General features: G+C 44.1%; 11 protein-coding genes and 1 other annotated feature. All 11 genes read right to left on the reverse strand.

Annotated features, from left to right (window positions below; genetic code table 11):
- Position 1 precedes the first annotated feature (1 nt).
- Positions 2 to 1,399 (reverse strand): cysteine--tRNA ligase, encoded by a 1,398-nt coding sequence (gene cysS / locus A8F94_RS24425; RefSeq protein ID WP_066207188.1) that lies wholly within the window; start codon positions 1,397 to 1,399, stop codon positions 2 to 4.
- A 1-nt stretch (position 1,400) separates the two neighbouring features.
- On the reverse strand, positions 1,401 to 2,048 hold the full coding sequence (gene cysE, locus A8F94_RS24430) for a serine O-acetyltransferase (RefSeq protein WP_066207193.1): 648 nt from the start codon (positions 2,046 to 2,048) through the stop codon (positions 1,401 to 1,403).
- Between the two features lie 135 nt (positions 2,049 to 2,183).
- Positions 2,184 to 2,419 (reverse strand) — a binding site (T-box leader).
- 185 nt (positions 2,420 to 2,604) lie between these two features.
- Complete coding sequence (gltX, locus tag A8F94_RS24435) at positions 2,605 to 4,071, reverse strand: glutamate--tRNA ligase (RefSeq protein WP_066207195.1); 1,467 nt, start codon at positions 4,069 to 4,071, stop codon at positions 2,605 to 2,607.
- Between the two features lie 105 nt (positions 4,072 to 4,176).
- Positions 4,177 to 4,653: a 2-C-methyl-D-erythritol 2,4-cyclodiphosphate synthase gene (gene ispF, locus A8F94_RS24440; protein ID WP_066207197.1), complete on the reverse strand. Its 477-nt coding sequence runs from the start codon at positions 4,651 to 4,653 to the stop codon at positions 4,177 to 4,179.
- A gap of 45 nt (positions 4,654 to 4,698) precedes the next feature.
- A complete protein-coding gene (gene ispD, locus A8F94_RS24445; protein WP_066207199.1) occupies positions 4,699 to 5,388 on the reverse strand; it encodes a 2-C-methyl-D-erythritol 4-phosphate cytidylyltransferase in 690 nt (229 codons plus the stop codon).
- Positions 5,389 to 5,426: 38 nt separating this feature from the next.
- The gene (locus tag A8F94_RS24450) at positions 5,427 to 6,509 is read right to left on the reverse strand and encodes a PIN/TRAM domain-containing protein (RefSeq protein WP_066207202.1); all 1,083 of its coding nucleotides are present in this window, start codon (positions 6,507 to 6,509) and stop codon (positions 5,427 to 5,429) included.
- A gap of 88 nt (positions 6,510 to 6,597) precedes the next feature.
- Entirely contained in the window at positions 6,598 to 7,971 is a 1,374-nt protein-coding gene (gene radA, locus A8F94_RS24455; protein WP_066207206.1) for a DNA repair protein RadA, read from the reverse strand.
- 110 nt (positions 7,972 to 8,081) lie between these two features.
- A complete protein-coding gene (clpC, locus tag A8F94_RS24460; RefSeq protein WP_066207209.1) occupies positions 8,082 to 10,520 on the reverse strand; it encodes an ATP-dependent protease ATP-binding subunit ClpC in 2,439 nt (812 codons plus the stop codon).
- Positions 10,521 to 10,533: 13 nt separating this feature from the next.
- Positions 10,534 to 11,604 (reverse strand): protein arginine kinase, encoded by a 1,071-nt coding sequence (locus tag A8F94_RS24465; protein WP_066207212.1) that lies wholly within the window; start codon positions 11,602 to 11,604, stop codon positions 10,534 to 10,536.
- 1 nt (position 11,605) lies between these two features.
- Positions 11,606 to 12,154, reverse strand: coding sequence for a UvrB/UvrC motif-containing protein (locus A8F94_RS24470; RefSeq protein ID WP_066207215.1), 549 nt, complete (start codon positions 12,152 to 12,154; stop codon positions 11,606 to 11,608).
- A 73-nt stretch (positions 12,155 to 12,227) separates the two neighbouring features.
- Positions 12,228 to 12,689: a CtsR family transcriptional regulator gene (locus tag A8F94_RS24475; protein ID WP_066207219.1), complete on the reverse strand. Its 462-nt coding sequence runs from the start codon at positions 12,687 to 12,689 to the stop codon at positions 12,228 to 12,230.
- Between the last annotated feature and the right edge of the window lie 340 nt (positions 12,690 to 13,029).

Below are 13,029 nucleotides of genomic sequence, written 5' to 3' on the forward strand. Positions count from 1 at the left end.
GTCAGCCTCTTTTCCATCTTGTACCCTGAGGCGTATCTTCCAAAATGATATTCATTTCTTTTAGCTGATCCCGTATTTCATCCGAAAGCTTGAAATTACGGTCCTTCCTTGCCTGGTTTCGCTTCTCGATTAATGCCTCTATTTCTTCATCAAGCAGTTCTTCAGATGCAATTATTAGGCCCAGTACATCAAAAAGCTGTTCGAATTCAGTAGTAAATCGATCAATTACTTCTACAGATGTGTTCTTCTCAAGAAGATATTGATTTGCCTGCTTGGCCAGTTCAAACAGAACTGATACTGCATTGGCCGTATTGAAGTCATCATCCATTTCCCTGATAAACTGGTCCCTTAGTGAATCAATCTCAGCAATCCATTCAGTATTATTTGTGGTGGAATCCGTGCTCATATCGCGCCTATGCTTCAAATTTTGATACGACGTCTTCAACCTTTCGAATGCAGCCTTTGTATTTTCTAGTAATTCTTCGCTATAGTTAATTGGGTTCCGGTAATGAACAGATAGCATAAAGAACCGAAGCACCTGTGGATCATGTCTCTTAATTATATCGTGGACCAGCACAAAGTTACCTAGTGATTTCGACATTTTTTCATTATCGATATTAATATAGCCATTGTGCATCCAATAGCGGGCAAATGTTTTTTCATTGAGTGCTTCCGATTGGGCAATTTCATTTTCATGATGGGGGAAAGCCAGGTCCTGTCCACCGGCATGGATATCAATCGTATCTCCAAGATATTTTTTTGCCATTGCCGAGCATTCAATATGCCAGCCCGGGCGGCCGTTGCCCCATGGACTCGTCCAGTAAATCTCACCTTCCTTTGCTGCCTTCCAGAGAGCAAAGTCCAATGCATCCTGTTTTTTCTCCCCGCGCTCAATGCGAGCTCCGACTTTCAATTCATCAATCGACTGGTGTGATAGCTTGCCATAGCCATCAAACTTTCTGGTCCTGAAGTATACATCTCCTCCAGATTCATAAGCGTAACCCTTAGCTATCAATTCCGAAATAAAGTCGATGATAATATCCATATTTTCCATCACGCGTGGGTGATGATCTGCCTTTTTGCAGCCGAGTGCTGTTACATCTTCAAAATAAGCATCGATGAATCGTTCGGCTACGGTTGGCACATCTTCGCCCAGCTCTTTAGCTGCCCGAATTAGCTTGTCATCGACATCGGTAAAATTTGAAATAAAATTCACGTCATAACCGCGAAATTCAAAATATCTTCTTACTGTATCAAACACAATGGCCGGCCGAGAGTTGCCAATATGAATATAGTTGTATACGGTTGGACCGCAAACATACATTTTTACTTTTCCTTCTTCAAGCGGAATGAAGGTTTCCTTCTTCCGGGTAAGTGTATTGTATAACTGAATGGCCATATTATTGGGCTCCCTTCACTTTCGTTTCTTCCAATTCTTGCTTCAACTTTGCAATTTCATTCTCTAGGTCTCTAAATCGATCAGCGGTCGGATCAGGTAAATCAGTGTGATCTAGCTCTCTGCCGACTTTCACACCGTTTTGGATAACAATCTTGCCCGGTATTCCCACAACCGTGGAATGGGCAGGTACATCCTTCAGGACGACTGATCCAGCCCCAATTTTGGCATGCTCGCCAATTGTAATCGATCCAAGCACTTTTGCCCCAGCGGCAATTAATGCCCCATCCTTAATTGTTGGGTGACGCTTGCCTTTTTCCTTTCCAGTTCCTCCAAGAGTAACGCCCTGGTATACTGTAACATTATTCCCGATTTCGCAGGTTTCACCAATCACAACACCCATTCCGTGATCAATAAAAAAACGCCGGCCAATTTTCGCTCCTGGATGGATTTCTATCCCTGTAAAAAATCGGCTTGCCTGCGAAATGACTCTAGCCAAAAAGAAAAATTTCCTTTTAAACAAAGCATGTGCAAATCGATGGGCCCATATCGCATGCAAACCGGAGTATGTCAACACCACTTCAAATGTGGTTCTGGCAGCAGGATCCTGGTCAAATACAACTTTAATATCTTCCTTTAGCGTCTCAAACAACTGTTCTCCCTCCCAACGATTCTGAACATCCCGTTTATTTAATGGGAATGGATAGCGGCAAACGGTGTACCTTTTTATCATAAATCCCCAGAAGTCTTACCTAAAATAAAAATAAAAAAACGCCCCTGCCATATAGACAGAGACGCTTTGTGCGCGGTTCCACTCTGTTTGGGCATTCCAAAAACAACTGGAGCTGCCCCAACTTAAACCTTATAACGGCAAGGGTGCCGCCTGTTTCTACTAAGCTTAGCCGGTTCGAAACAGGACTCAGGGGTGCATTTCAAAAACCGAGAGGCTTAAACCACTTTCAGCCGGTGATGGTTCTCTCTAAAAAGCATCGATTTTCTACTTTTCCCCGTCTTAGATTTCATGCTATTTGATTATAAGAAAGTTTAAACTTCGAGACTATAATAGCTTTTCCACCAGTCTGTCTACGTCTAGCTCCGCAAAGAAAGCTACGGCAGCTTGATCGTCGCAGAGACAGGCGTACTTGCCTGTCACCAGGCACTTGCGCTTTTGTTAATTACTCTTACTATATACCATTTCCCTCAAATTGTTAACTATAAGAATTAATAATTGAAAGCAATCTTTTTTGAATTTTTTCCTTGCCGAGCAGTTCAAGTGTCTTTGGAAGATCCGGTCCGTGCATTTGGCCGGTTGCTGCAATTCTAATTGGCATGAACAGCTTTTTACCTTTATGCCCAGTTGATTTTTGTACCGCCTTCATCGCAGCCTGTATACCCTCAGCTTTGAACTCTCCCAATTGATCCAGTTCATCAAGGAAAGCCTTGAGTACTTCCGGCACCTGTTCTTCGGAAAGAATTGCTTTTGCCTCCTCATCAGGTTCGATCCCGTCACGGAAGAATATATCGGATAATTCGACAATCTCTGCTCCATAGCTCATCTTTTCCTGCATAAGGGCTATTAGATTTATGGCCCATTCTCTTTCAGCGCCTTCTGGGTTCTCACTAACACGCCCTGCTTTTATAAGATGCGGGAGGGTGACATTAACAACTCTTTCAAGTTCGGCTTTTTTAATATACTGATTATTCATCCATGCCAGCTTCTGTTTGTCAAAAAGGGCCGGTGACTTTGACAGTCTGGAAGGATCGAACTTCTCAATGAATTCTGCTTTTGAGAAAATCTCCTCTTCCCCCGCCGGAGACCAGCCAAGCAAGCCGATAAAGTTGAAGAGCGCTTCCGGCAAATACCCCAGCTCCTCATACTGTTCAATAAATTGAATAATCGATTCGTCCCGCTTGCTCAATTTCTTCCTGCTTTCATTGACAATCAATGTCATGTGGCCGAATACAGGCGGCTCCCATCCAAATGCTTCATACACCATCAACTGTTTAGGAGTGTTGGAAATATGATCATCCCCACGCAGAACATGTGATATTTCCATTAGATGGTCATCAATCGCAACGGCAAAGTTGTAGGTCGGTGTTCCGTCCTTTTTGATCATGACCCAATCGCCCATGCCCTCCGATTCAAATGAAACCTCACCTTTAACCATATCGTTGAATGAATATGTTTTTCCTTCTGGTACGATTAACCGGATACTTGGCTTCTTGCCTTCACCTTCAAGAAGGTTCCTTTCCTCATCGGTGAGGTGGCGGCACTTTCCTGAATAATGGGGAGTTTCACCGCGTGCTGTCTGTTCCTCGCGCTCCGCTTCTAGCTCTTCCTCTGTGCAATAACATTTATATGCATGGCCCTCGTTCAAAAGCCTTGTATAATACTCCTCATAAATAGGATTGCGCTCCGATTGCCGATAGGGCCCAAAACCGCCATCCTTATCTACACTTTCATCCCAGTCAATACCAAGCCAATTTAAATATTTTAGCTGACTTTGTTCGCCGCCTTCTATATTTCTTTTCTTATCGGTATCTTCAATCCTGATTATGAACGCGCCGCTCTGGCTTCGCGCAAATAAATAGTTGAACAATGCTGTACGTGCGTTTCCGATATGTAAATGTCCTGTCGGGCTTGGCGCATACCGAACTCGAACTTTGTTTGACATAATGAACCTCCTAAAGTGCTCTAGATTAACAGATGCTTTCTATTCTATCACTGTTGTACCCATAGCGGAAAGGGTACCCGTATCGTGTCCCATTGAGCAGCCATTTTATGATTTTGTTAAAAGTACAACAGCCTGTGCAGCAATTCCCTCGCCTCGGCCTACAAAACCAAGCCATTCAGTCGTTGTCGCCTTCACATTAATGTGGTCTGGCGTGGCCTCAAGCAATTCTGCGATTCTAGACTTCATCGCCTCAATATATGGCGCCATTTTAGGCTTCTGAGCCATAATGGTGCAATCTGCGTTGGCAAGCACATATCCTTGATCTTTCACCATTTCCCAGACATGTTCGAGCAGTTTAGCCGAATCCGCATCCTTAAATGCCTCATCGGTGTCCGGGAAGTGTTTTCCGATATCTCCCGCTCCAATTGCTCCAAGACAGGCATCTGCAACCGTGTGCAGCAGGACATCCGCATCCGAGTGACCTACCAGGCCTTTCTCGTATGGAATGGTGATTCCTCCTATAATAAGAGGTCGCCCCTCTTTCAATTGATGTACATCAAATCCCTGTCCAATCCGGATCATAATCGTATCTCCTTTTTCTGTATAGTGCCAATTCAGAGCTGTTACTTACTCAGCTGAAGCTTTTTTCTGCTTAATGATTGCTTCGGCAAAAATAAGGTCTTCCTTTGTCGTTAGTTTAATATTGTTGTAATCACCAAACACAACGGAGACACGATGTCCCAGCCTTTCCACAAGGCTGGCATCATCTGTTCCGAGAAAACCTTCCTTTTCCGCTTTCTCATGTGCCTTCCGCAGTAATGAAATGCGAAAAGCTTGTGGGGTTTGGATTGCCCACAAGCTCGAACGTTCAATTGTTTCCACAACTTGGCCATCCGCGACTCTTTTAACTGTATCCTTAACAGGTACCGCAAGAACCGCTGCCCCTTCCTGCTCTGCCGTCTTAACAAGAGTAGTGATTTGTTCCAACGTTATAAAAGGGCGAGCCGCATCATGAACGAGCACAAGGCCGGAATCAACAGCTGCCAATCCATTCATGACACTCAGCTGACGTTCCGCACCACCTGCAACAAATATAACAGGCTTCGTGACCTTATAGGTTTTGAGGAGCCCCTCAATTTCCTTCTGCTCATCTGGATTAATAACAAGGATTAGTCCGTCGCATTGGCTGTCTTTTTCAAAAACTAGCAAAGTGTGGATGAGGATAGGCATACCTTCCACTTCCAGAAGAAGCTTATTCACTTCGGCGCCCATCCTTTTTCCTCGGCCAGCAGCCGGAAGAATTACATTATAACCCATGTCAAACCCTCTAATTCATAATGTCTAATATGTTTTAATCATAGTGCCTTTTCCAGCAACTTTGGCTTTGCGAAAATCATTCTGCCAGCTGATGTCTGGAGGACACTCGTTACCAATACGTCAATCCGTTTCCCGATATAATCCCGGCCTTCCTCCACAACAATCATCGTTCCATCATCGAGATATGCAACCCCTTGGTGGTGTTCCTTCCCATCCTTAATGACTTGGACATTCAACTCTTCACCCGGCAGGACGACTGGCTTCACCGCATTAGCAAGGTCATTGATATTCAATACAGAGACATTCTGGAATTCACATACCTTGTTTAAATTAAAATCATTGGTTACGAGGATGCCTCCGGTATCCTTCGCAAGTTTAACAAGTTTACTGTCAACTTCCTGAATATCCTCATAATCTTTTTCACTAATTTCAACATTCACAGCTATTTCTTTTTGAATTCGATTCAAGATATCGAGCCCCCGCCGTCCCCTGTTACGTTTCAGGACATCCGAGGAATCTGCGATATGCTGAAGCTCCTGAAGGACAAACCTTGGAATGACAATTGTTCCTTCCAGGAAGCCGGTTTGGCAAATATCCGCGACCCTGCCATCAATAATGACACTTGTATCCAGTATTTTAAGAGAATGTATGAATTCTTTGTCCAGTTCTTCTTCTGTTGGCTTTTTCTTTTTGCTTCCAAAAAGATTCATTAATTCATCGCGTTTTTTGAAGCCCACCTGATAGCCAAGATAGCCAAATAAGAGAGTTAACAGGATAGGAGCTACAGTATTAATAACCGGCACTTCAATAGCGTTAAGCGCAAAGCCGATCAAAAATGCGACAATCAGTCCAAAAGTCAGTCCCAGGCTTCCAAATAATACATCGGTTATCGGTACTTTCACCAGACTGTCTTCCAGCCATTTAACAAAGTCCACTACAAATTCAACAGCCCAAAAAGTAAGAAGATAAAAAATAAGTGCACCGATTATGGCCGCCATATAAGAATTATTCAACCATGAAATTTTGTCAGCACCCAAAACATTCAATAAAAGCGGAATAGTAAAGATCCCAAGCGTTCCCCCGATAATCAGGAAGCTTGCTTGAACGATACGTTTTAACATTTCCTCACCTCCTTTTACTCATTATAAACAAAAACATTGAAATGAAACCTTAAATATGCTGAGTTTTTTCAGGAATTGACTTTCAGTATCAATCCCCGAGTGCTGCTTTTAAAGCCTGACTGACCGTACTTACCCCAACAAGTTCAAGGCCCTCCGGCGCTGACCATCCTCCCAGGTTGTTAGCAGGAAGTATTACCCTTTCAAATCCCAGCTTCGCTGCTTCATGGACCCGTTGTTCAATCCTCGATACGCGCCTTACTTCGCCTGTCAGGCCAACCTCACCAATGATGCAGTCCGTTGACCTGGTCGGCTTATCCCTGAAGCTTGAGGCGATGGAAACCGCAACAGCAAGGTCAATTGCAGGTTCATCCAGCTTAACCCCTCCCGCCACCTTTAAGTAAGCATCCTGGTTTTGCAAAAGCATTCCCACTCGTTTTTCAAGCACAGCCATTAATAGTGGCACACGGTTATGATCGATTCCTGTTGCCATCCGCCTCGGATTCCCGAAGCTTGTCGGTGAAATTAACGCCTGGATTTCTACCAGTACTGGCCTTGTTCCCTCCATGGAAGCAACTACGGTAGACCCTGCTGCTCCTCTCGAGCGTTCCTCAAGAAATATTTCGGAAGGATTTTCAACCTCGGCAAGACCCGCTTCCTTCATTTCAAAAATGCCCATTTCATTTGTGGAACCGAAACGGTTTTTTACAGCCCGAAGGATTCGATAGGTATGGTGACGTTCACCCTCGAAGTAAAGGACCGTATCAACCATATGCTCCAATAGCCTTGGCCCGGCGATATTTCCTTCCTTCGTTACATGCCCGACTATAAAAATAGCAATACCCTTTGTCTTCCCTATCCTCATTAATTCCGAAGTACATTCCCGAACCTGGGAAACGCTCCCTGGAGCAGAGGTAACTTCCGGATGAAAAACCGTTTGAATTGAATCGACAATCACAAATTCAGGTTTTGTTTGTTCAATCGTTCTGCTGATTTCTTCAAGGTTCGTTTCCGAGTAAACTAAAAGCTTATCAGAAGCAACTCCTATCCGTTCAGCACGGAGTTTTGTTTGCCGCAGTGACTCTTCCCCTGAAATATAGAGGACTCCATGCCCTTTTTGGGCAAGCTGAGAGGACACCTGTAATAGTAATGTTGATTTACCAATGCCAGGGTCGCCCCCAATTAGGACAAGTGAACCTTTCACGACACCGCCCCCAAGAACGCGGTTCAATTCCACCATATCTGTATATATTCTCGGCTCACTGACAGTTTCAACCGAAGTGATTGGCAAAGCCTTGGATGCTGTTCCTTCTGAATGAGTAAAAGCGCCTCTTCTACCTGTGGCGGCTGGCTCAATTTCCTCGACCATCGAATTCCACTCACCGCATCCAGGACATTTTCCCATCCACTTAGGTGACTCATAACCACAGTTATTGCACATGAACTTCGTTTTTCGTTTTGCCATGTCCCGTTCCTTTCATAATCCGATTATTCCCTCAAAAAAACAAGGAGGTACCGCCAGATAACTATGCGTGTACCTCCCTGGATTTGCAAAACAAACCAGATGCAGCGGAATTATTGGACAGATTCCTTGGCTGCTGTTTTGACTGTGAACTCGCCATTATCTACATCGATTATAACATGCTGGCCAGTCAATAGAGTACCTTTAAGCAGTTCCTCGGACAAGCGATCTTCAATATGCTTCTGGATTGCCCTGCGCAATGGCCGCGCTCCATATTCGGGATCGTAGCCTTCTTGGGAGATTTTCTCCTTTGCGGCATCTGTAAGTTCAAGAACGATATCCTGTTCTTTTAGCCGTTTCACAAGCTGGTCTGACAGCAGTGTAACGATTTGCTCGAGATGCTTTCTTTCAAGGGCATGGAAAACAATTATTTCATCGATCCTGTTCAGGAATTCCGGACGGAATGCTTTTTTAAGCTCCTCCATTACCTTGCCCTTCATATCCTTGTAATCCTGTTCACCATCCTGGATATTGAAGCCGACATACTTGTTGCGTTTCAATGCCTCCGCACCCACGTTTGAAGTCATGATCAGAACCGTGTTGCGGAAATCAACTGTACGCCCTTTTGAATCGGTCAGGCGGCCATCTTCCAATACTTGGAGAAGAATATTGAAAACATCCGGATGCGCCTTTTCTATCTCATCGAGCAGAACGACTGAATATGGCTTCCTGCGGACTTTTTCAGTAAGTTGCCCGCCTTCTTCATATCCTACATAACCCGGAGGAGAACCTACAAGCCGTGAAGTAGAATGCTTTTCCATGTACTCCGACATATCAATCCGAATCATGGCATCCTCATCGCCAAACATCGCCTCGGCAAGCGCCCTTGCAAGTTCAGTTTTACCAACACCTGTTGGACCAAGGAAAACAAATGAACCAATTGGTCGTTTTGGATCCTTTAGACCCGCACGTGCACGGCGGACTGCTTTAGAAACAGCCTTGACAGCCTCCTCCTGTCCAATTACTCTCGAATGAAGAATTTCCTCCAGGTTCAGCAGCTTTTGCGTTTCAGTTTCAGCAAGCTTTGAAACTGGTATTCCAGTCCAGCTTGCAACGACATGGGCTATATCATCTACAGTAACTTCACTGTTTTCTTTGCCCTGCTGTTCCTTCCAGCTCTTCTTTGTTTCCTCCAGCTGCTCGCGAAGGCGCTGCTCTGAATCTCTCAGCGATGCTGCCTTCTCAAATTCCTGGCTTTGGACTGCGGCATCCTTTTCTTTACGGACTTCCTCCAGTTTCATTTCCAATTCTTTAAGATTTGGAGGGGTTGTATAGGAACGCAGCCTTACCTTTGAACCAGCCTCATCAATGAGGTCAATGGCCTTATCGGGAAGGAAACGGTCTGAAATATATCGGTCTGAGAGTTTAACAGCAGCCTCAATGGCTTCATCCGTAATGGTTACCCTATGATGGGCTTCATACCGGTCCCGAAGGCCCTGCAAAATTTGAACCGATTCCTCAGCTGTTGGTTCATCCACTCTGATTGGCTGAAAGCGGCGCTCAAGAGCTGCATCCTTTTCGATGTATTTGCGATATTCATCAAGTGTTGTTGCACCGATACACTGCAGCTCACCACGGGCTAGGGAAGGCTTTAATATGTTGGAAGCATCGATTGCGCCTTCTGCTCCTCCTGCACCAATTAACGTATGCAATTCATCTATGAAAAGAATAATATTTCCTGCCTGTCTGATCTCATCCATTACTTTTTTTAGCCGGTCTTCGAATTCTCCACGATACTTTGTCCCAGCAACAACGGTCCCCATATCAAGTGTCATAACTCGTTTATCCCTCAGGATTTCAGGAACTTCATTATTGACGATTTGCTGGGCAAGGCCCTCGGCAATGGCTGTTTTACCTACCCCTGGCTCCCCAATCAGTACCGGATTGTTTTTCGTCCTGCGGCTGAGCACTTCTATAACGCGCTGGATTTCCTTGCTCCGGCCGATTACCGGATCGAGGCTGCCTTCCCTTGCAATGACAGTAAGGTCCCTGGCAAGACTGTCGAGAGTAGGAGTATTGGCACTGACAGATGTGCCTCCAGGATGTCCGCCAGATTCATTGCTCCCCAGCAACTGAAGGACCTGTTGCCGAGCTTTATTCAGGCTTACTCCAAGGTTATTGAGAACTCGAGCTGCAACTCCTTCTCCTTCGCGAATCAGGCCTAGCAATATATGCTCTGTACCGACATAAGAGTGGCCAAGCTTGCGTGCTTCATCCATTGATAGTTCAATTACTTTTTTAGCCCTCGGTGTATAATGAATCGTTTGAGGAATATCCTGCCCGCGTCCAATGAGAGTCTCTACTTCCTTTTGAATCTTTTCCGAACCCAATCCCAAACCATAGAGAGCTTTTGCGGCGATTCCTTCTCCCTCTCGAACGAGACCGAGTAAAATATGTTCGGTACCAATATTATTATGGCCAAGACGGATAGCTTCTTCCTGAGCCAATGCAAGCACCTTTTGGGCTCTTTCAGTAAAACGGCCAAACATCATAGTCGATTCCTCCTTAATTATTATCCATTTCAAGTTTTAATCGTTCTCTAATAAGACAAGCCCTTCGGATGTCCCTTTCATCAGGCGTTAAAGGACCGCCTGAATATAATTGGAGGAATCCGGGCTGTGTTAAAATCATGAGTTCATTCAGTATAGTCCTTGGTACATTTTTTATATACCCCATATCAATTCCCAGCCTGAGATCCGATAAACACTTTGCAGCTTCTTTTGTTTCAATAATTCTGCTGTTCGACAGTATACCGAATGAGCGGTATACCCTGTCTTCTAATTGTATGTTGGAAGTCTTCTCTAATGCGTCACGTGCGCCCCTTTCCTGTGCAATAAGCTGGCTGACCACGCTTATTAGATCCTCAACAATATCCCCCTCGGATTTGCCAAGAGTAATCTGATTCGAAATCTGAAAGATGTTTCCGAGCGCCTGGCTGCCTTCTCCATATATTCCTCTTACCACGAGGCCAAGCTGATTAATTGCCGGAATGATATTATTTATTTGTTTTGTTAAAACGAGCCCTGGAAGGTGCATCATAACAGACGCCCTTAATCCCGTACCGACATTTGTGGGACAGCTTGTGAGGTAACCATGTTCTTCACTATATGCATATTGGATATTCTGTTCAATCCAATCATCTATTTCATTTGCCGCCTCCAGAGCTTTTGCCAACTGTAAACCCGGGAATAGACATTGTATTCGTATATGGTCCTCTTCATTAAGCATAATGCTAACTTCTTCATTTTGTGAAAGAATACATGCTCCGTGGGGTGAATCTTCAGCTAGATTCGGGCTAATCAAATGCTTTTCAACCAAGACCCTTTTTTGGAGCGGAGCAATATCCTGCATGAGCAACAATTCCATCTTGCCAAAACGGGATGGGCTGGAGTGAACCATCGATTCAAATCCCGCAATAATTTTCTTTCCTTCTTCATCGGAGAGCAGAGTTGGAAATTTAAAGTCTGAAAGATTCCTGGCCAATCTAATTCGTGAACTTAGGACTATATCGGAATCCGGTCCTTCCTGATTCATCCATGAACTAATTGCATGATTTAAAAAGTTCTCCAGTGACACGTTACTTTCCTCCCCCATCAGCGCCATTCATCATGTTCTCAAGCGATCGAATTTCATCCCGAACTTTAGCGGCTTTTTCAAACTCTTCCTTTGAGATGAGGTCTTTTAACTTCTGTCTAGCTTCGTCTAACTGTCTGCGGATATGCAGAGTGCCGCCTATCCGTTTAGGAATTTTACCATGGTGGGACCAATTGCCTCCATGAACTCGTCTTAAGATTGGCTTTAACTGTTCAGAAAAAGCTTCATAGCAGTGTTCACATCCAAATCTGCCTACTTTTACAAATTGCTGAAAGTTCATGCCGCAGGATGGGCAGTGCAGAGCTTCTTCCTTTTTAATGGTTCCCTGTCCAGGATGTTGATAAGCGGTGTTAAAATTCAATAAACCAGCTAGCAAATTATTTAAAGAAAATCCTGAACTTCCATGCATCATAAACATATCGCCCTTTTCCTGAGCGCAGTGCTGGCATAGATGTACCTCAGTTTTTTCCCCATTCACTACTCTTGTAAAATGCATAGTAGCAGGCCGTTGATTGCATTCTTCGCATATCATGTTCACTCACCTCTTGCTATCTCTTCTCTATACTTTATACAGCAACTTCGTCGAGCGTTTACTATCTGCTTATTTACTTATATTTCAATGTAGTCAGCATGGCCTTGAGCATTCTGGCTCTTAATTCATCCCTATAAGGAAGATCGATATACAATATTGACCTATCGATTACACTTAGCATGATTTTGGCTTCACGTTGAGTAATGACGTCCTCTTCAATAAGGCGGTAAATGATGTTTTCCGCGGCATTCTGGCTTACTTGAGTTTGTATCAGTGATAAAACATGGTCAAGCAGATGCGCATGATCGTTTGATTGGACTTTCATAATCCGGATATATCCGCCACCACCGCGTTTGCTTTCTACAATATAGCCTCTTTCAATCGTAAACCTGGTATTGATGACATAATTTATTTGGGAAGGGACGCATTGAAATTTATCTGCTATCTCACTCCTCTTAATTTCCACTAAATCCTCTTCGCTCAGTTCAAGGACCTGCTTCAAGTAATTTTCAATGATGTCTGAGATATTTCTCAAATTGCCACCCCCTTCTGACTTTGACTATCTTTGACATTGATTATACATGAATTAAGTATGTAGGTGCAATTTTTTGATTTAGTGATATTTTCTCCAATTCTTCTGTTAGTGAAACCCTGGAAGGATATTATTTGAAGGGGGTTTTTTCTTCTACCCTTTTTTAATCAAATTAAACGAATTTTAAGGGTAGAGGGAGAATGTCGTAGGGGTGTTTTAAGTGGAGAATAAGTTTAATTCGAAACTTTATTTTCCAATGAAACCATAAAAAGGGCAACCCAGATTGGGTTGCCCTTAATTGTTGCCCGGCAGCGTCCTACTCTCACAGGGGTTTGCACCCCAA

The sequence above is a fragment of the Bacillus sp. FJAT-27225 genome (assembly GCF_001685025.1).
Lineage (GTDB): Bacteria > Bacillota > Bacilli > Bacillales > Cytobacillaceae > Bacillus_D.

What these genes read in the sequence shown, in the direction of transcription:
- cysS (WP_066207188.1), bottom strand. Translation starts at nt 1,399, where the DNA reads ATGGCCATTCAGTTATACAATACACTTACCCGGAAGAAGGAAACCTTC.
- gltX (WP_066207195.1), bottom strand. Translation starts at nt 4,071, where the DNA reads ATGTCAAACAAAGTTCGAGTTCGGTATGCGCCAAGCCCGACAGGACAT.
- ispF (WP_066207197.1), bottom strand. Translation starts at nt 4,653, where the DNA reads ATGATCCGGATTGGACAGGGATTTGATGTACATCAATTGAAAGAGGGG.
- ispD (WP_066207199.1), bottom strand. Translation starts at nt 5,388, where the DNA reads ATGGGTTATAATGTAATTCTTCCGGCTGCTGGCCGAGGAAAAAGGATG.
- A8F94_RS24450 (WP_066207202.1), bottom strand. Translation starts at nt 6,509, where the DNA reads ATGTTAAAACGTATCGTTCAAGCAAGCTTCCTGATTATCGGGGGAACG.
- radA (WP_066207206.1), bottom strand. Translation starts at nt 7,971, where the DNA reads ATGGCAAAACGAAAAACGAAGTTCATGTGCAATAACTGTGGTTATGAG.
- clpC (WP_066207209.1), bottom strand. Translation starts at nt 10,520, where the DNA reads ATGATGTTTGGCCGTTTTACTGAAAGAGCCCAAAAGGTGCTTGCATTG.
- A8F94_RS24470 (WP_066207215.1), bottom strand. Translation starts at nt 12,154, where the DNA reads ATGATATGCGAAGAATGCAATCAACGGCCTGCTACTATGCATTTTACA.